We start from the raw sequence: 18,269 nt of genomic DNA on the forward strand, positions 1-18,269 counted from the left end.
CTTATCCGTTGACGACGTCGCCGTGGGTGGCGGCGAAGCGGCTGGCCTCGAAGCTGTTGGGCACCTCGGGGCTGCCCTTGTAGAGCTCGATGTGGGGCGCCACCTCGGAGAAGGCCAGCGCCAGGTGCAGCAATCGCTGTTCGGCATCAGGCAGGGCGCCCAGGCTGAACTGGTCGAGATGGGTCAGCACGGCGTCGATGCGGGGCAGCATGGCGTCGTAAAACAGCTTGAACTCGGCCGGCGTCGAGCGCCAGCGGCGCGCGGAGCGCAGATTTTCCGTCGGCAGCGCCCAGGTCGGCGCGTGCGGTTCGAGGTCGGCGAAGGCAGCGGGCAGTGAAGTCATGACGGCTCCAGAAGGTTGGCGGAGAAATCCGGTGCGCTCTAGCGCGCCAGAAATCCCTAGACGGAAACTGACGCGCGTTAGCGCGCCAGACAGGCATCGATGTGGAACTGGGTGTTGCGGATCATCACCTCGTCATCCATCAGGTAGAGCTGATCGAGTACGCCGGAACGCAGTGCGGCGTCGGTGTCCTCCATGGTCGAGGTGTCCTCCAGCCAGGCGTTGCGATGCAGGGCGTCGGTGTGGTTGATCGCCACCAGTTCCGACGGCGTGGTCGGCTGCCGATAGAAGTTGGTGCCTTCCCACAGCGTCTTGTCCGGTCCCAGCGGCCAGAACTGGTGGCTGAAATACACCATGCCGGGGTAGCCGCTGCCGGCACAGGCGTGCAGCACCAGATTGGGGAAAAACACCGGAAACTCGAACTGGAAGTCGTTGCGACGCTCGGTGTTGACGGTCGGCGGCAGATCCTGCAGCCGGCGGCCGTGGGTTTCCGAACGGAACAGAACCTCGCCGAACTTGGCGGTCGCCGGTGTCGGCCCGGCGCCACCGGGCGGCACATAGATCGCCGACGAGCTGTGCGGGCCGAACGTCTTGAACTCGGTATGCACCAGCACGGCCAGCTTGGGGAAGGTGGCGGCGTGGATGGTTTCCACGTGGTAGCCTTCGCTGAAGGCGTAGAGCGCGATTTTCCAGTTGCAGTCCAGCACCGTCGAATAGCGCCGGGCGTAGGTGGCCTCGCCATAGGGGAAGCCGGCGAAGTGCCGCCCGATGCCGCCGAGATAATCAGCGAGCGATTGCTCCGGTGTGTCGGCGAGATTGATGAAGATGAAGCCTTCCCAGATGTCGCAGTGGATCGCGCGCATGCCGAAACAGTTGTGATCCATCTTTTCCGGGAAGCGATCCTCGCGCGGCAGCATCCGCAGCGGGCCACTGCTGTCGAACACCCAGCCATGGAACCGGCAGGTCAGGCTGTGGCCGCGGGCGCGTCCGAAGGTCTCGTTGCCGGTTTCGGGCAGGATCTTGTTGCCCCGGTGCGGGCAGATGTTGTGGAAGGCGCGCACCACGCCGTCCTTTCCTCGGCTCAGGATGGCGGCGGTATTGGCGACATCCAGCCGCTTGATCTTGTAATCGCCGGCGGCGGGAATTTCCTCGACACGCCCGACCTTCAGCCACATGCGGCCGAACACCTGGGTGCGCTCCTGCTCGTAGATTTCCGGCGAGGTCAGTGCCTCGGCCGACACCGGACCGGTGCCAATGCGCTGGTAAATGGCCTCAAGGCCGATGGCGGCTTCCTGTTGCATGTTCGTCTCCACCTGAAACACAGGAGGAGGGGTAACAGGCGGACCGGGAGCGCGCGATCTCACCAGCGCAGGCGCTAGCCCGTGCGAGCGGGCACGCTCGTCAGCGGTCGCAGCGCCGCCGTGTGGCGGACGGATTTTCGCCGAAGCGGCGTGTATAGTCGCGGGCGAATTTGCTCAGGTGCATGAACCCGCAGCTGAAGGCGACCTCGGTGACACTGAGGCTGCGCTCGTAGGCGTTTTCCAGTTCTGTACGGGCCAGATCGAGGCGATAGGCCTTGAGATAGCCCATCGGCGTGGTGTTGCGGAAGCGCCGGAAACCGAGGTGCAGCGAACGGGCGGAGACACCCGAGACCTCGACCAGCTCCGTCATGCCGATCGGTTCGCCGGCATTCTGGCGGATATAATCCTCGACGCGACGCACATAATAGGGTGCCGGGCCGGCGCTAGGCGAGTCGAGGTCACGGGAAAAGTTGTGCGGCACGCTGGCCAGCAGCAGTTGCAGCACACTGTCCTCGATGGTCTTGCCCATGCGCGGATGGGTGAAGGCCGGCGTATCGCTGTTCAGGTCGTCGCAGATGGCGTCCATCAGCCGGGCTATACCCAGCAAGCCGCCGCTCAGCGGCAGCGGCGTGAAGGAGAAACACAGCGCACTGTCCGGCCGATAGCCCAGTTGCAGTGTCAGGGCTTCTTCAAGCGCCTGATAGGGGATCCGCATGGTGAAGTGCTTGTAGCCCGACGACAGGGTCTCGCTGAGCGCGCTGTTGGGGCTGATGACGCACATATGCCCATTGGGCACGGCGATCTGCCGCCGGCCCATGCGGATTTCACAACTACCTTTGAGGGAAAACTGAACCAGGAAGCAATCGTGAATCTCAGGAACTGAGACAGTCACGTCGCCGTAGGGCAGGCCGTAGTCGATAGCGTTGAGCGATACCTGGCGCAGCAGCGCCTGATTATGGGTGAAAGCGATCGGCGGTCGGCCGCTGGTGCGGATGTGGTGCGGCATGAACACCCCGCTCATATGGTCGCGGATCTGCTCCAGATCCTGGCTGACCAGTTGCGGGCGGCGCCACAACGGCAGACTGCCCCCGAACGCGTTGATTCCGCCCATGTTTGCAGCGGAATCGCTGCCAGCGCCGGGCAAGGTAGACGAGGCGGAAATGTTCAACGCGGTCCTCCTCCGTAGGGGCCTGGCACCGCCTGCCTGGGGCGGCCGCCGGGCTGTCCCGGCCTGGTTTTGGCCGACGACGACCGCACGGGCTGGGCGGTGATCGTCGGGCGTTCGTCGCCCTCAAGAATGAGGACAACATAAGTCATGTTTCAAGCAAATTGCGTGTCCCGGCCGTCGCCGGTGCTGTTCGCGCCATGCGGGTAAAGCCGGCGCTGGATTTCCAGAGCGGCGTGCTCCAGCGCGTGGCGGGCTGTGATGATCACCTCCGGCGTCATCTGCTCGGCCGTGCCCGATAGTGAGATGGCGGCCAGAACGCGTCCAGATGGCGCGCGCAGTGGCACGGCAAGACAACGCAGCCCCTCGATGACTTCCTCGTCGTCGATGGCGCAGCCGGTGGCACGCACCCCCGCCAGATGATCGCGCAGCCGGTCGGGATAGGTGATTGTCCGGGCGGTCAGCGGCACCAGTGGGCCGTCGTTGAGATAGTGGTCGAGGACCTCGGGATCGAGACTGGCGAGCAGCACTTTGCCGAGGCTCGAACAGTAAGCCTCCAGCTGGCAGCCGACGACAGTGGGAATATGAAAATGCCGCCGGGGCAATTCCTTGGCGAGATAGCGGACCATGCGGTTGTCGTCGAGCACGCCCAGATGGGCGGTCATGCCCTGCGTCTGGGCCATGTGACGCAGGGACGGCCGGGCCATGGTGCGCAGCAGGGCCTGCTGGTCAACCGTGGCGCCGAGCTCAACCAGCGCCAGGCCGAGGCGATAGCCGCCGGTGGGGTCGCGCGCCAGCAGGCCGATATGTTCCAATGTGCGCGATAGCCGGTGGGTGGTGGAGACATTCATCCCCGCATGCTGTGCCAGCGCGGAAATCGAGACATGGCCACCCAGCTCCGCGACTGAGGAGAGGACGGAAAAGGCCTTCTGCACCGAACGGTTGGTGGGTGTCGACATGGGCGTCCCTGATGCTGGGCCGGTGTTGGTTGCCGGCTCTCGTGCTGTCATGTCGCCGAGCCTATTCCGCGCTGTGAGACGAGGCGCGCCCGTGAGCGCAAAGGCGCTGCATTTTCGGGCTAACTTATTAAAAAATAAGTTTTATTTAGGAGTCCCCCTTTGACGTCCCCTTATAATGGCGGAATAATTCGGCGCAACGGTCACGCGGATCCGCATGGCGGACACGCGGGGCTGTTGGGACAAAAAACAGATCAAGTGCAGGGCGGAAACAGGCGTCGCGATGCGCGCGCCGCGCAACGCGCATCTCGCGCGGCATCGCGGTGGTGGCGGCGAGTGGCCGGGGCGGTGCGGGAGAACCGGCCCCCAGAGGCGATGCGAGACTTCCTTCCTGCTGCCGATCGCCAGGACCGGTGACGGCTGTCGACGCTGCCGGACAACACAAGGCGCGCCGTCCGCCTCACGCCGAACAAGGGCAATCAAGCCCGGTAATGTAGGGAAGGGAAACACAATGACATATCGCAACCTATGCCTGGGCGGCTGTGCCTGGGCGGTGCTGGCCGGGTTGACCTCGCCGGTGCTGGCGCAGCAGGCCCCGGCAGGCGAGGCAACGGAATCCGTCGGCCTGGAGGAAATCCTGGTGACGGCGCGCAAGCGCGAGGAACGGCTGCAGGACACGCCGATCGCCATTTCCGCGTTCAGCGCCGAAGGCATCGAGCAGCGCGCGTTGAGCCGCGTCACCGACATCGGCGATTTCACGCCCAACGTGAAGTTCAATTCCGCCGTGCCAGTGTCGGCGAGCAATGCGACCGCCGCCATCTTCATTCGCGGCATCGGTCAGAATGACTACCAGCTCTCCGCCGATCCCGGCGTCGGCCTCTATCTCGACGGCGTCTATATCTCGCGCGGCGTTGGCAACGTGCTGGACGTGCTTAACATCGAGCGCATCGAGGTGCTGCGCGGCCCGCAGGGGACGCTGTTCGGCCGCAACACCATCGGTGGCGCGGTCAACGTCGTCACCAAGAAGCCGGCCGAAGAGTTCGGCGGCAATCTGGAGCTGACCACCGGCCGCTTCAACCGTATGCAGGCGAAGATGGTGCTGGATACGCCGATCGCGGACGGCCTCTATGCCAGCTTCTCGGGCTTCTATCACAAGCGCGACGGCTATGTGAAAGGCGTGATCGCTGACGCGCCGGACCTCGGCGACAACGACACTGCCGCAGGCCGTGCCGCGCTGCGTTGGGTGGCCTCGGACAAGATCGAGATCAATCTGGCGGTCGATGGTACCCGGTCGCGGGAAAATTCGGCGCCCAACGTGATGATCGCGGTGAACGAGAATGCCGACGCGGCGGCTTACTGGAACGCCGCCTATTCCGGTGCCGCGGCGATCTGCACCGATGCGTCCAATCCGGCCCGCCTCACCAACCCGGGCTGCTTCAACAGCCAGTGGGCGCTGGCGCCCTACAAGCATGGCGGCACCTTCTCCGACAGCACGCTGGCGGCGTTCGACGAATTCGGCGGCAAGCGCTACCGTTCGGCCTCCGACCTCGACATCTGGGGCATTTCCGGCACCATCGACTGGGAGATTTCCGAAAGCGTGTCGCTGAAGTCGATCACCGCCTATCGCAAGGTCACCGGCTTCTGGACCCGCGATTCGGACCACAGCCCGGCCTCGATCGTCCAGACCAAGAACATCTGGACGCAGGATCAGTTTTCGCAGGAACTCCAGCTGCAGGGAACCGCCTTCGGCGAGAGCCTGAAGTGGATTCTCGGCGGCTATTATTCCGATGAAGCGGGTAATCACAAGGACGTGGTGCAGATCGTCGATGCCGCCTTCCTGTCCGGCGCGACGCTGGACGGCGAAAGCACGGCCTTCTTCGGACAGGCGACCTACGAATTCACCGATGCCCTCAGCCTCACCGCCGGTATCCGCTGGACCGAGGACAAGAAGACCTTCGGCAACGCCAATCAGTACGTTATCGCGGCCGGCTTCCTGACGGGCGCGCCGCTCAATCCGGACGGCTCGGGGCTGCAGGACGGCGATCCGCTGATGGGTCCGGTGGGCGAATATGCCACCATCAAGGACAAGGCGTGGACGCCGATGGTCAGCCTGTCCTACCGGTGGAACCCGTCGCTGATGACCTATGCGTCCTACTCGAAGGGCTTCAAGGGCGGCGGCTTCACCCAGCGCGTGTTCCCGCCGTTCGCCAATATTCCGTCGTTCAAGCCGGAATATTCCGAGACCTACGAGATCGGCTTCAAGTCTGACCTGCTGGAAAACAGCGTCCGCCTGAACGGCGCGGTGTTCCAGAACAACTACAAGGACCTGCAGATCACGGTCAACGACCCGACGCTGGGCTTCGCGCCGATCATCCAGAATGCGGCCAAGGCACGCATACGGGGCTTCGAGCTGGAAGTGCAGGCCCGCCCGGTGGCGGCGCTGCGAGTCGACGCTGGTATCGGCTATCTCGATGCCGAGTATCGCAGTGTCGACATCCGCGCTCTCGATGCCGGCGTGACCAAGGACAGCCACCTGCAGAACGCGCCGAAATGGACGTTGAGCTCGGGCGTCTCCTACGAGTTCGACATGGGCGAGGCCGGTCTGCTGACGCCGCGTCTCGACTGGTCGTATCGCTCGAAGGTGTATAACGACGCGGTCAATTCGGTGGCGCTGATCCAGAAGGGCTACCACCTGCTGAACGCCTCGCTGAATTACGCGGCGGCGAAGTCGGGCTGGACCGCTAACCTGGGCGTGAAGAACCTCACCAAGGAGAAATATCTGGTGGCCGGTTACATCGACTCCTTCGGCGGCATCACCGAGGGCGTCTATGGTCGGCCGCGCGAATGGTATCTGACGGTGAAATACGCCTTCTGACCGTTCGCTCAGCGAACAAATCTGACCGTTCGCTCAGCGAACAGAAAAGGGCCGCGGGATCATTTGATCCCGCGGCCTTCTCTTTGTCCGACCGCCTGGTTACTGCGCGGTGTAGCCGCCGTCGATCACCAGTTCCGAGCCGGTCATGAAGCTGGATTCATCGGACGCCAGGAACACCACGCCGGCGGCAATCTCCGGCGGGTTGCCGACCCGGCCGATCGGGTGCAGCGCGGCAAAGGCTTTCAGTGCATCCTCTTCTTCCAGGCCGGTCGCCATCTTGGTGACGTCGATGGCCGAGGCGGCCTTGATCAGGCCGGGATGAATGCTGTTGACACGGATGTTGTAGCCGCGCTGGCCGCAATGCAGGGCGACGCACTTGGAGAGCAGCTTGACCCCGGCCTTGGCGGCGGAATAGGCGGGCAGGGGCGCGGTGCCGACCAGGCCGCCCACCGAGGGCACATTGATGATCGAGCCGCCGCTGGCATTGTTGACCAGAACGTCGAGCCGGCCGTGGGCGTCCAGCACTTCGGTGAGTACGCATGCACCCTCCGCCGCCAGCGTTCGAGCCATGGCCAACCCCAGCCCCTAGGCCGCGCCCGTCACCATCCCACCTTGTCCTGTACCCGGCCCAAAACGCAAGGCCACCGTCCTTGGGGATGGTGGCCTTGCGTTTTGGGTCGGGGGGGCAAGAGCGGAAAGGGAGATGCCGTCAGTCGCCCGTCCACACCAGGGTGACGGTGCCATCGACGATTTCTAGCGGGTAGGTGGCGATCGGGTCGATGCAGGGCGCGGCCACGGCGGCGCCGGTGCGGACGCAGAAGGAACCCAGGTGGTAAGGGCAGAGGATGTTGTCATCCTCCAGCTCGCCGTCGGCGAGAGAGGCATCGCCATGGGAGCAGAGATCGGCGGTGGCATAGAAGCCATCGGCCAGCCGATAGACGGCGGCGGCGCCGGAGGGCAGCTCGACACGGCGGATGTCGCCGACTTTCATATCGTCGGCCGGGCAAACAGGGATTCGCTGGGACAAGGTGGGCCTTTCTAGTCGTCGAGAGTGACCTTGCCCGTCCAGGGCAGGTCGTTGGGGCTGACCAGGCGCAGGTCGAGGCGCACATGGCTGAAGCACCAGCCCTGGGCGGTGCGTCGCAGGCTGCTGTCGTACCAGCCGCCAAGCCAGGTATCGCGGCTGACGCCGGCCTCGTCGCGCATGGCGCACAACTCCCACAGATACCAGTGGCAGCGGGCGCTCTCGCCGTCCTCGGCGAGCGTGATGTGCGGCGACACCATGTAATGCAGCGACCAGGTGATCTGGTCGCGCGCGATGGCGCTGATGCCCTCGGCGATGGCGTCGCCGCCGTCAAAGCGGGAGAAGCCGGCGGCCTCCCACACGGCATCGTCGGCGAACAGCGGCCGCATGATGGCGGGATCGTTGCGCCGGTCCGCGCCCTGGGCATAGGTGGCGACGAGCCGGCGGATCGCCTCGATGGACTCGAGGCGATCCAGTCGCACCGCCAGTGCCGCGAGCTCGCTCACCGGCGGCCGCCGGCATTCTCGCCGCGCCAGGTTTCGTCGTTGCCATGCGCGGCGACGAAACGCTGTTCCTCGAACGCATAGGGCACGCCCGGCGCACCGCCATAGAGTTCGATATGCGGGGCGACTTCGGCCATCGACAACGCCATGTTGTACAGCGGTTGCAGTTCGGCCGGCAGGCTGCCCAGCGCGTGCTGGTCACACAGGGTGAGGATTTCCTCCAGGCGCGGCAGTGTGGCGTCGTAGAAGGCGCGCAGCGCCTCGCGGGACGATGACAGCCGCTTGAACTGCCGGGCGTCGGCGGTCGGCAGCGCCCAGTCGGCGAACGGTTGCAGATCGGCGAACGCCGTCGGCAGGGTGGGGGACGTCATGATGAAACTCCGATGCGCGAGAGATCAGGCGGCGACGTAGCGCTCGACCGAGACGATGCCGTGGCGGATGAGGATTTCCTCATCCTGCAGGTGCTGCACCGTCTTGGCGCCGGATTCCATCGCCCGATGGGTGTCTTCCATCGTCGCGGTGTCTTCCAGCCAGGCGTTGCGCTGCAGGGTCATGGCATGTTCCAGCGCCCAGCGTTCGCTGTAGGTGCCCGGCGCCTGGACATAATATTTACCCTCCCACAGCGTCTTGTTATGGGCGATCGGCCAGAACTGGTGGGTGAACCAGATGCCTTCGGACACATGCAGCAGCAGGTTGGGGAAGGTGACGCTGAGCTCGAAGGCGAAATCGCTGCGGCGGTCCGGGTTGATGGTCGGCGGCAGCATCGAGGAGCCGCCGCTGGTCACCAGTGAGCCGCGTGCCAGCTTGTTGGCCAGCGTGCCCACCGGGCTGGGCGGCATCGCCGCGAGGTTGAGGCAGACGCCGCAAGTGCGGTGCGGGCCAAACAGCTGGACGTTGGCCAGCCCGGTCGAGAAAACGTTGGGGAAGGAGCCGGCGTGAATGGTGTCGACGTGGTAGGCCTCGGCGAAGGCGTCGTGGGCGACCTTCCAGTTGCAGTCGAGGTAGGTGTGGTAGGTGAAGCCGAAATCCATCTTGTCATAGGGGAAGCCGGCGAAATGACGGCCATAGTCGCCGAGATAGTCGACCAGCGGCTGCACCGTGCCGGGGTCGACATTGACGAAGATGAAGCCTTCCCAGATGTCGCAATGCACCGAGGTCAGGCCATTCTCGGCCTTGTCGAAACAACTGTAGAAACGCTCTTCCTGCGGCACGCTGACCAGCCGGCCGTCGGCGCCATACACCCAGCCATGGAAGCGGCAGGTCATCACCGCCGCGCGGCTTGAGCCATAGGTCTCCTCGCCGCTCTCGGTGACGACCGTGTTGCCACGGTGCGAGCACATGTTGTGAAAAGCGCGAACCTTGCCGTCCTTGGCGCGGGTGATGATCACCGAGGTGCCGCAGGCGTGCAGCTTCTTCACCTTGTAATCGCCGGGGTTCGGCAGCTCCTCGACACGGGCGACATAGAGCCAGACTTTTTTGAAGATCTTCTCCCGTTCCTGCTCGAAATAGCTCGGCGAGATATAGGGCTCGATCGGCAGCGGCTCGGTGCCCAACTCGGGGTACTGGGCCAGCCAGCGATGCTGTGCAGTGGCAGACATACGATACTCCTGGAAATTGAAGCGGACGAGGCGCGCTCAGCCCTGGAAGATGTCCAGCGGCAGCACCGCCGAGACGACGAAATTGGGCACGTCCACCAGCTGGCCGATGCGCAGATCGACGGCGGCGGCCGCCACCACATAGGCCTGTTCGGGAGTCAGGCCCTTCTCGCGCACCATCCACTCGATGATGTTGAGCAGCGCGTCCCGGGTGGCCATGGTCAGATCTTCCGACAGGTTGGTCAGCGCGGCGACCTTGGGGCTGTCGAGATAGGCCAGATGCGGCGGCACTTCGCCCTTCTTCTTCATCGGCATGCCGGTGACGGCATAGAAGCGGCTGGGCTCGGTCTGCCTGAGCTGGGAACCGCCCTCGACGTGCGGGTAACGGATGTTGACACCGGCCCCCTTGCGCAGCTCGCACGTCAGGGTAACGCGGGCGGCCATCTCGATGGCGGTGCCGCACACCTCGCCGTCGCCCTGGGCGTAGTGGATGTCGCCGGTCCACAGGCCGGCGCCGTCCTCCAGCACCGGGAACAGGATGGTGGTGCCGACCTGCATTGCCTTGACGTCCATGTTGCCGCCGTTCTCGCGCGGCGGCACGGTGCGCAGGCCTTCGGCGGCATAGGGTGCGCCGGCGCCGAACATCCGGGTCGGCAGGGCGTTGGTGGGGTCTGGCATCAGCACGAAGCCGCCGGCGGCGGCCAGCGCGCCTTCGCGCTCCAGCGCGGCGGCCGTTTCCGGCTTGCCCGGCAGCACGCCGATCGAGCCCGGGAAGGCGCACATCGGCACCCGGATGCCGGGCAGCTGTTCCGAGACGGCGTGCAGGCGATCGAGCTTCCAGTTGGCGATGTAGGGGCCGGTGATGACATCACGGAGGAAGCCGAAGCCCGGGGCGATGGCGGTGTAGCCATATTCGGTCGGTTCGATGTCGACCACCGTCACCGCCAGGGCGTCGCCGCGCTCGGCGCCCTCGATATAGACCGGGCCGGTCATCGGGTGGACGCGGCTGAGGTCGCACTTGGCCACATGCTCCGGCGTCGCGTCGTGCGGGAACTGGCTGTCGAAGGCGTCGCGGGTCTCATAGACGATGTAGTCGCCAGGGCGGGCGTGGGCCACCGGCTCCAGCGCCCAGTGCAGCCGGTTGAAGCAGTTGGGATCCTCGGCGGCGGTGGCGCCCTTGCGTTCGATCAGGACAGTGCGTGACATGGAGCGTTTCCCTGGAATCTGGTTATGAAAACTTATCCGTGGTGCCGGCAGGTCAGAGGGCGTCGCCCATTGACCCAGCATCCCCGCCACTGTCGTCCGGACACGGCGTGACTGACTATCCCCGCCCTGACCGGGTTAGCCTGATGATGCAATTTGTCGGCCGGCGGCCTGCCATTCGGGGCAGGGCGGGCTATCGCAAAGAAAGCCGGTCCGGTGGCGCATAATTGCGCTGGCAGGCCCGCCTCGGCGGCGGCGGGCTAGTTGCCGGCCGTGGCCGCCGCGTAGCTTGGCGGCGTCGGATGGAACAGCACGACAGGTGACGGGACGGCATGGGTGGCGACGATGGCGAGCATCGGCTGGTTGTCGAGACCGGCGATGGCGCCCGGATCGAACTGGTGTGCCGGCCGGGCGAAACCCTGCTGGCCGGCCTGCGGCGGCAGGGCTGCCGGACGGTGCCGGTGGGGTGCCGCAGCGGTGGCTGCGGCGTTTGCCGGGTGCGGGTGATCGCCGGTGCCGTGGTGGTGGCGCGGCCGATGAGCGCGACCCACGTCAGCGCCGTCGCGCGCCAGCAGGGTCATGTGCTGGCCTGCTGTGTCCAGCCCGACGCGGGACGGTTTGACTGAACAAGGGGTCGGGCTGGCGATCGGTGGCGCACACCAGGCCGGCGCGCGGACTCGCAGGATCAAGAGAGGCCGACAGGCCGTACAGGGGAGGTTTTCGTGGCAGTCGTTGATGTCTTGCGACCCGGTTTCGTGCAGTTGCGCGTGATGGACATGGCGCAATCGCTTACCCATTACCGGGATCGGATCGGCCTTGATGTGGTGGCGACCGGTGCCGACGGTCGGGTCTATCTCAAGGCCGACGATGAGTTCGATCACCACAGCATCGTGTTGCGCCCGGCCGACACGGCCGGCATGGACGTGTGCGCGTTCAAGGTGCTGGATGATGCCGCGCTCGACCGGCTGACCGACCGGCTGCACGCTCATGGCGTCGTCACCCAGGCCATTCCGGCCGGCGAGCAGCTTGGCGTGGGGCGGCGCGTGCGCTTCACCGCGCCCACCGGCCATGTGTTCGATCTCTATGCCGACATCGAGCGCGCGCCGGCCGGTCCGATGACCGACAATCCGCACGTCTGGCGCCACGAACCACGCGGCATGGCGCCGATCCGCTTCGATCATGTGCTGCTCTATGGCGACGACATCGATGGCGCGGCCGATCTGTTCACCCAGTGCCTCGGCTTTCGCCGCGTCGAGGAGGTCGAGACTCCCGATGGCACCGTGCTGGCGACCTTCCTGAGCTGCTCGACGAAGTCGCACGACATCGCCTTCGTGCGCCACGCCGAGAAGGGCAAGTTCCACCACTGCTCCTTCCTGCTGGAGGACTGGAACGCCATCGGGCGCGCCGCCGACCTGATGACCCGTTACGAGATTCCCATCGACATCGGACCGACACGCCACGGCATCAGCCGGGGACGGACGATTTACTTCTTCGACCCGTCGGGCAACCGCAACGAGGTGTTCGCCGGCTCCTACGATCATTACCCGGACCATCCGCGCCGGGTGTGGAGCGCCGACCAGGTGGGGCGGGCGATCTTCTATTACGAAGGCGAGCTCAACGATCGCTTCATGGGCGTGGTGACCTGAGGGCGGGCCCGTCGTCCCACGTTCTGTTTCGCGTACACAGGAGAGAGCATGTCCGCATCCACGCCGCCGCGCGCCATCCAGCATTTCATCGACGGGCGCTACGTGCCGTCGGCCAACGGCGCCACGTTCGAGAAATTCTCGCCCGTCGATGGCACCTTGATGGCCCATGTCTCGGAAGCCGGCGAGGCGGACGTCGATGCGGCGGTGAGTGCCGCGCGCGCCGCCCTGCGCGGCCCGTGGGGGCGCATGGGCGTCGACGAGCGGCTGGCGCTGATCAACCGCATCGCCGACGAGATCGAACGGCGTTTCGACGACTTTCTCGATGCGGAATGCGCCGACACCGGCAAGCCGAAGTCGCTGGCGCGCCGGCTCGACATTCCACGCGGATCGGCGAATTTTCGGGCGTTCACGGAAATCGTCAAGACCCACCATGGTCAGGTCTATTTCAAGAACACGCCGTCCTATGGCGTGCTGAACTACACGCTGTCGAAGCCGCGCGGTGTCATCGCCATCATCGCGCCGTGGAACCTGCCGCTGCTGCTTACCACCTGGAAGCTGGCGCCAGCGCTGGCCACCGGTAACGCGGTGGTGGTGAAACCGTCGGAGGAGACGCCGAGCACCACGGCACTGCTGGGCGAGGTGATGAACGCGGTCGACGTGCCCGCCGGCGTGTTCAACGTGGTGCATGGCCTCGGTCCCAACTCGGCGGGCGAATTCCTGACCCGCCACCCCGGTGTCAACGGCATTACCTTCACCGGCGAGACCGGCACCGGCGAGGCGATCATGCGCCAGGCGGCCACCGGCACCCGGCCGGTATCGTTCGAGATGGGCGGCAAGAATCCGGCGCTGGTGTTCGCTGACGCCAATCTCGACAAGGCGATCCCCGAGCTGCTGCGATCATGCTTCCTCAACTCAGGTCAGGTCTGCCTCGGCACCGAGCGGGCCTATGTCCATCGCACGATCTTCGACGAGGTGGTCGAGCGGCTGTCGGCCGGCGCGGCGAAGATGAAGATCGCCCCGCCGTCCGACCCCGATGCCGCGCTCGGGCCGCTGATCAGCCAGGGCCATCGGGACAAGGTGCTGGGCTATTACCGCCAGGCCAAGGCGGCCGGTGCCACCGTCGTGCTCGGCGGCGGCGTGCCGGCGATGGAAGGCGCGCTCGCCAACGGCAGCTGGGTCGAGCCGACCATCTGGACCGGCCTGCCGGAGGACGCCTCGGTGATCCGCGAGGAAGTGTTCGGCCCCTGCGTCCACCTGCGCCCGTTCGACGACGAGGATGAGGCCATCCAGCTTGGCAACGACACGCCCTATGGCCTGACCGCCAGCATCTGGACCCAGGACGTCTCGCGCGCCCACCGTGTCGCCGGCGCCATGGATGTCGGCCTGTGCTGGATCAATTCCTGGTTCCTGCGTGACCTGCGCACGCCGTTCGGTGGCGCCAAGCGCTCCGGCATCGGCCGCGAAGGCGGCAACTATTCCCTTGAATTCTACACCGAGATGAAAAATGTCTGCATCGACATCTGATACCACCCTGCTCACCGACGACGAGCTGCAGAGCCTGGCGGTCGAACTGGACGGCGCCCGCAAGGCGGCGACGGCGATCCCGCAGGTCTCCACCCACACGACGCTTACGCTGCCGCAGGCCTATGACGTGCAACGCCGGTCGGTCGCCCACCGCATCGCGGCGGAGCAGGATCGTCAGGTCGGCGTCAAGATGGGCTTCACCAGTCACGCCAAGATGCAACAGATGGGCCTGAGCGAGGTGATCTGGGGCCGACTGACCGCCGGCATGGCCGTGGCAGCCGACGGCACGATCAATCTCGCCGGTTATGTCCACCCGCGCGTGGAGGCGGAGATCGCCTTCATCCTCAAGGCGCCGCTGGCCGGCGTCGTCACCGCCGCGCAGGCGATGGCCTGCGTCGAGGCGGTGGCTCCGGCGCTGGAGATCATCGATTCCCGCTACAGGAACTTCAAGTTCTCGCTCTCCGACGTGATCGCCGACAATGCCTCCTCGTCGGGTTTCGTCATGGGGGCGTTGCACGCACCCGACGTCGACATTGCTGATCTGGCGATGACGTTGTCGATCAATGGCACGGTGGCGGCCACCGCCAGTTCGGCGGACATTCTCGGCCATCCGGTGCAGTCGCTGATGGAGGCTTCCCGCCTCGTCGGCGCGGCCGGCGAGACCCTGCCGGCCGGAGCCATCATCCTCGCCGGCGGCGCCACGGCGGCGGTGCCGCTGACGGCGGGGGCGTCAGTGGTGCTGGAGGTCGCGACGCTGGGCCGTACCGGCTTCAGGGTGCTGTGAGGCAGGCGCGCGATGGCCACGCCGGTTGACGTCACCGTCTATTTCAACTTCCGCAGCCCCTATTGCTATCTGGCGTCCAAGACGATGTTCGACCTGTTCGACCGCTTCCACGCCCGGCTGGTATTCAAGCCACTGGGCGGGTGGGACGGTCGTTCGGCGCCCGACCGGGTGAAGCGCAAGATCACCATGGTCCGCCAGGACGTCGGCCGGTTCGCCCGCCGCCTGGGTATTGCGTTCAACCCGCCACCGGTCACCACCGACCCGACCCGTGCCGGACTGATCTCGCTGCGGGCCGAGGCGCTGGGCTGCCTGCGGTCCTACATCGTCGAGACCATGCGGGCGGAGTGGGCGGAAGGCCAGGATATCGGCGATCTGGATGTGCTGCGGGCGGTCTGTGGTCGCGTCGGCCTGCCGTGGGAGGCCGCCGAGGCCGCGCTTGCCGACCCGCAAGCGGCGGCGACGCTGGAACGCAACTGGCACGAGGCGGAAGCCCGGGGCGTGTTCGGCGTGCCGACCTTCATTGTCGGCGAGGACATCTTCTGGGGCCAGGATCGCCTGGATTTCGTGGCCGAGCATCTGCGCGACCTGCGGCTGGCCCGGCTGTAGCGCCGCCGTCTCACGAAATGGCCCATGGAAGCCGCCCGCCTTGCGCTCACGGGCTAGACAGGGGGCGCCAACCTCATAGTCTGTCGTCAAACAGATAAGCCGGGCTCAAGCCCGGTGAAGGGAAGGGGTACGATGCTGCACCCGTTATCCATCGATGCAGGGTTTGACGACTCGTTTTCCGGCATCCTGGCCGGCGTCGCCGCGCACCGTGGTGGCCTCTACCAGTCACACGATGTCTCGGCGGTGCGCCAGCGCATGGACGATGTGTTCCTGCCGCACCGGATGCAGCCGCGCGATGCCAGCCAGCCGTTCGAATGCCTGCATGCCCGGCTGCCCTTCTCCAGCTTCAGTCTGGAAATGGTGCGCTACAATCAGGAAGTGGTGGTGGAGACACCGCCGTTCGAGAACTTCTACGGCTTCCAGCTGACGCTGGCCGGCGAGTGCGAGGTCGGTCAGGCCTCGCGCTCCTATACCATGAACGCGCAGCGCTTGTTCGCCGTGCGGCCGCAGCATGGCTTCCGCCAGCGACTGCTGCCGGGCTATGTCCAGCTGATGATCCGGGTCGAGCGGGAGGCGCTGGAGCGTACCTTGTGGTCGCAGATCGGCGTGCAGCGCCAGCGACTGATCGACTTCACCGGCGAACCGGTGATGCTGGATGCCGAGGCGGCCAATATCGCCTGCGCCATCAACGCGCTGGTGGGCGAGCTGGCGGCGCCGGGCAACCGGCTGGCCAACCCGGTGGTGCGGCGTGGCATCGAGGAGAGCTTCCTCGCTACGCTGCTGGCTTATGTGCCCAACAGCCACCAGCTTGATTATGTGCGCTCCGACGAGCGGGCGCTGCCCTATTATGTCCGACGGGCGCAACATTATCTCGCCGAGCATTTCGACGAGGATATCAGCCTTGATGATCTGGTGCCTGTCTGCGGTGTCAGCCGGCGCAGCCTGCATGGCGGCTTTCGCGATCATCTCGGCACCACGCCGATGGCCTATCTCAAGACGCTGCGGCTGCGCGCGGCGCACGAGGCGTTGCGGGCGGCGGCCCGAACGGGCCGGTCGGTGACCGATATCGCCCTGGCCTGCGGCTTCTCCCACCTGAGCAAGTTCGCGCGGGACTACCAGCTGATGTTCGGCCAGACCCCGTCGACGACGCTGCGTGGCGGCCACTGAGCCCCCCACACACAAAAGCAAAGCCGGGGGGCTGGAGGTAATCGTGCGCGATCTAATATCCTTGTCGGCAGGCCGAGAATGGCCGGGCGTGCCTGCGACAGGGAGTGAATATGTTGACGTTTCATCATCTCAGGGTGTCGCAATCCGACCGCACCGTATGGCCGTGCGAGGCGCTGGAGCTTCCCTGCGAACTAGTGCTGCATCAGCGTAACCCCATCACGCCGACGGCGGCCGAGGCCTATCGTCAGCTCCATCCCTCGGGCACCGCGCCGGTGATCACCGACGGCGCGCTGGTGCTGACTGAGATCGGCGCGATCGTCGAATATCTGTTGGCCCGCGAGGGGGTCATGGCGGGTTGGTGGTGACGCCGGGCTATCAGCTGTTTCAGACGGCCAACAATACAGCCGGGCCAGCGCCGCGCTGTCGGTGCCGGCGGGGCACGGTTGCAGGAGCACTTAACCTGTCGCGCAACATCGGTTTGATCGCGGGCGCCTGGCTCTTGAGCGCCCTGTTTGCCCTGGGCGTGGGGACGGACGAGTTCGTCCGCGCATCTGAAGTCGCCATCGCGGCCGGGATGCGGTTAACCTTCCTCCTGGCGGGCGGCTTGATGTTTGGCGTAGTCGGTGTTGTGCTTGTCGGTCAGGTCCGCGGTGCGCGAGCGCGTTGCCCCCCGTCCACGTCTGTTGCCGGTCTGAATGACCCCGGATAGGTGCATTCGGGACGGACATTGCGGCACAATGCCCGCCTGGTCCCATGGTGTAGGCTGTCAGATGACCATAACGGTCAGCATCAGCGGGGAGTTCACGTTGCCAGAGATGGTCGAGCGGGATCGAGGTCCCCAAACGAAAGGCCTTCGGCGACAATGTCTGCCGGGCACGGTTCGCATCTGATCCTGCTGGCAAGCAGACGTGCCAATGCAGGCGCGGTTTGAATGCCATAGCCGCCCTGGCCGGCACACCAGAAAAAGGCCGGCAGCTCGGGATCTGGACCAGCGATGGGGGTCCGGTCCGGCGAGAAGCTTCGCAGTCCTGCCCAGGCGTGTCGGACGCGTTGGACCTTAAGCGAGGTGGCATTCATCAGGCGATCGATGGCAACGGCGATATCCCACTCCTCCGGCTGGGCATCGCAAGGATCGGAGGGCGTTTCATCTGCCGGTGAGACCAGCAGCAAGCCGGCGTCCGGCTTGAAATAAAACTCTTCGTCAATGTCGATCACGAGGGGAAAGGTCTCGATGGCGGTACCGGGTGGAACATCGACCAGTACCGCTGTACGCCGCATCGGCTGAACCAATGAACGTGCCTGGCCGGCCAGGGCGGCAATGTGATCGGCCCATGCTCCGGCTGCGTTGACGACAATGCGACACCGCACGGTCTCTTGAGGTAAAGTGAGCTGCCATGTGTCGCTTTGGCGTGTCATTCCCATCACTTGCGCGCGAGTGAGGAAAAGACCGCCCGTTAGCGTCCGCGCTCGTGGTGTAATTTCCGGTGTAGGCGATGGTGTATTCCGGGGTGGGGCATGCCCCACCCCGGAATGCGGCGTCGCTGGTGGCCACCGGGTTCATCGTTATGGTGGAGTTTGCA

Annotated in this window: 19 protein-coding genes; 8 read left to right on the plus strand and 11 right to left on the minus strand. The window is 65.5% G+C overall.

The window, feature by feature from the left end; genetic code table 11:
• Position 1: 1 nt before the first annotated feature.
• From ABU113_RS15225 to ABU113_RS15240, 4 genes are all read right to left on the minus strand, one after another.
• Positions 2-343: a hypothetical protein gene (locus tag ABU113_RS15225; protein ID WP_454560354.1), complete on the minus strand. Its 342-nt coding sequence runs from the start codon at positions 341-343 to the stop codon at positions 2-4.
• A gap of 77 nt (positions 344-420) precedes the next feature.
• A complete protein-coding gene (locus ABU113_RS15230; protein ID WP_454560355.1) occupies positions 421-1,641 on the minus strand; it encodes an aromatic ring-hydroxylating oxygenase subunit alpha in 1,221 nt (406 codons plus the stop codon).
• 100 nt (positions 1,642-1,741) lie between these two features.
• Positions 1,742-2,752 (minus strand): AraC family transcriptional regulator, encoded by a 1,011-nt coding sequence (locus tag ABU113_RS15235; protein ID WP_454560356.1) that lies wholly within the window; start codon positions 2,750-2,752, stop codon positions 1,742-1,744.
• Positions 2,753-2,961: 209 nt separating this feature from the next.
• Positions 2,962-3,765: an IclR family transcriptional regulator gene (locus ABU113_RS15240; RefSeq protein WP_454560357.1), complete on the minus strand. Its 804-nt coding sequence runs from the start codon at positions 3,763-3,765 to the stop codon at positions 2,962-2,964.
• A gap of 508 nt (positions 3,766-4,273) precedes the next feature.
• Here ABU113_RS15240 and ABU113_RS15245 point away from each other — a divergent pair.
• Positions 4,274-6,637: a TonB-dependent receptor gene (locus ABU113_RS15245; protein ID WP_454560358.1), complete on the plus strand. Its 2,364-nt coding sequence runs from the start codon at positions 4,274-4,276 to the stop codon at positions 6,635-6,637.
• A gap of 99 nt (positions 6,638-6,736) precedes the next feature.
• Here the strand turns inward: ABU113_RS15245 and ABU113_RS15250 are convergent, their stop codons facing one another.
• From ABU113_RS15250 to ABU113_RS15275, 6 genes are all read right to left on the minus strand, one after another.
• Positions 6,737-7,207 (minus strand): SDR family oxidoreductase, encoded by a 471-nt coding sequence (locus ABU113_RS15250; RefSeq protein ID WP_454560359.1) that lies wholly within the window; start codon positions 7,205-7,207, stop codon positions 6,737-6,739.
• 139 nt (positions 7,208-7,346) lie between these two features.
• Positions 7,347-7,664, minus strand: coding sequence for a non-heme iron oxygenase ferredoxin subunit (locus tag ABU113_RS15255; RefSeq protein WP_454560360.1), 318 nt, complete (start codon positions 7,662-7,664; stop codon positions 7,347-7,349).
• A gap of 11 nt (positions 7,665-7,675) precedes the next feature.
• Complete coding sequence (locus tag ABU113_RS15260) at positions 7,676-8,167, minus strand: nuclear transport factor 2 family protein (protein WP_454560361.1); 492 nt, start codon at positions 8,165-8,167, stop codon at positions 7,676-7,678.
• Positions 8,164-8,535, minus strand: coding sequence for a hypothetical protein (locus ABU113_RS15265; RefSeq protein WP_454560362.1), 372 nt, complete (start codon positions 8,533-8,535; stop codon positions 8,164-8,166). The genes ABU113_RS15260 and ABU113_RS15265 overlap by 4 nt, the downstream gene beginning before the upstream one ends.
• A 24-nt stretch (positions 8,536-8,559) precedes the next feature.
• Positions 8,560-9,762 carry an aromatic ring-hydroxylating oxygenase subunit alpha gene (locus tag ABU113_RS15270; protein ID WP_454560363.1) on the minus strand — a complete coding sequence of 401 codons (1,203 nt, stop codon included), beginning with the start codon at positions 9,760-9,762 and terminating at the stop codon, positions 8,560-8,562.
• A gap of 36 nt (positions 9,763-9,798) precedes the next feature.
• Entirely contained in the window at positions 9,799-10,965 is a 1,167-nt protein-coding gene (locus tag ABU113_RS15275) for an acetamidase/formamidase family protein (protein ID WP_454560364.1), read from the minus strand.
• 329 nt (positions 10,966-11,294) lie between these two features.
• Between ABU113_RS15275 and ABU113_RS15280 the strand changes: the two genes are divergently transcribed.
• From ABU113_RS15280 to ABU113_RS15310, 7 genes are all read left to right on the plus strand, one after another.
• A complete protein-coding gene (locus tag ABU113_RS15280) occupies positions 11,295-11,588 on the plus strand; it encodes a 2Fe-2S iron-sulfur cluster binding domain-containing protein (protein WP_454560365.1) in 294 nt (97 codons plus the stop codon).
• A gap of 96 nt (positions 11,589-11,684) precedes the next feature.
• Entirely contained in the window at positions 11,685-12,608 is a 924-nt protein-coding gene (locus ABU113_RS15285; RefSeq protein WP_454560366.1) for a catechol 2,3-dioxygenase, read from the plus strand.
• Positions 12,609-12,656: 48 nt separating this feature from the next.
• Complete coding sequence (locus tag ABU113_RS15290) at positions 12,657-14,132, plus strand: 2-hydroxymuconic semialdehyde dehydrogenase (protein WP_454560367.1); 1,476 nt, start codon at positions 12,657-12,659, stop codon at positions 14,130-14,132.
• The gene (locus tag ABU113_RS15295; protein ID WP_454560368.1) at positions 14,113-14,916 is read left to right on the plus strand and encodes a 2-keto-4-pentenoate hydratase; all 804 of its coding nucleotides are present in this window, start codon (positions 14,113-14,115) and stop codon (positions 14,914-14,916) included. The genes ABU113_RS15290 and ABU113_RS15295 overlap by 20 nt, the downstream gene beginning before the upstream one ends.
• A 12-nt stretch (positions 14,917-14,928) precedes the next feature.
• Entirely contained in the window at positions 14,929-15,522 is a 594-nt protein-coding gene (locus ABU113_RS15300) for a DsbA family protein (RefSeq protein WP_454560369.1), read from the plus strand.
• 132 nt (positions 15,523-15,654) lie between these two features.
• Complete coding sequence (locus ABU113_RS15305; RefSeq protein WP_454560370.1) at positions 15,655-16,689, plus strand: AraC family transcriptional regulator; 1,035 nt, start codon at positions 15,655-15,657, stop codon at positions 16,687-16,689.
• A 110-nt stretch (positions 16,690-16,799) separates the two neighbouring features.
• A complete protein-coding gene (locus ABU113_RS15310; protein WP_454560371.1) occupies positions 16,800-17,054 on the plus strand; it encodes a glutathione S-transferase N-terminal domain-containing protein in 255 nt (84 codons plus the stop codon).
• Positions 17,055-17,490: 436 nt separating this feature from the next.
• Here ABU113_RS15310 and ABU113_RS15315 read toward each other — a convergent pair whose 3' ends face one another.
• Positions 17,491-18,213 (minus strand): NAD(P)/FAD-dependent oxidoreductase, encoded by a 723-nt coding sequence (locus tag ABU113_RS15315; RefSeq protein ID WP_454560372.1) that lies wholly within the window; start codon positions 18,211-18,213, stop codon positions 17,491-17,493.
• Positions 18,214-18,269: the final 56 nt, after the last annotated feature.

The organism is Parapedomonas caeni, assembly GCF_041060555.1.
GTDB lineage: Bacteria > Pseudomonadota > Alphaproteobacteria > Sphingomonadales > Sphingomonadaceae > CAUJIW01.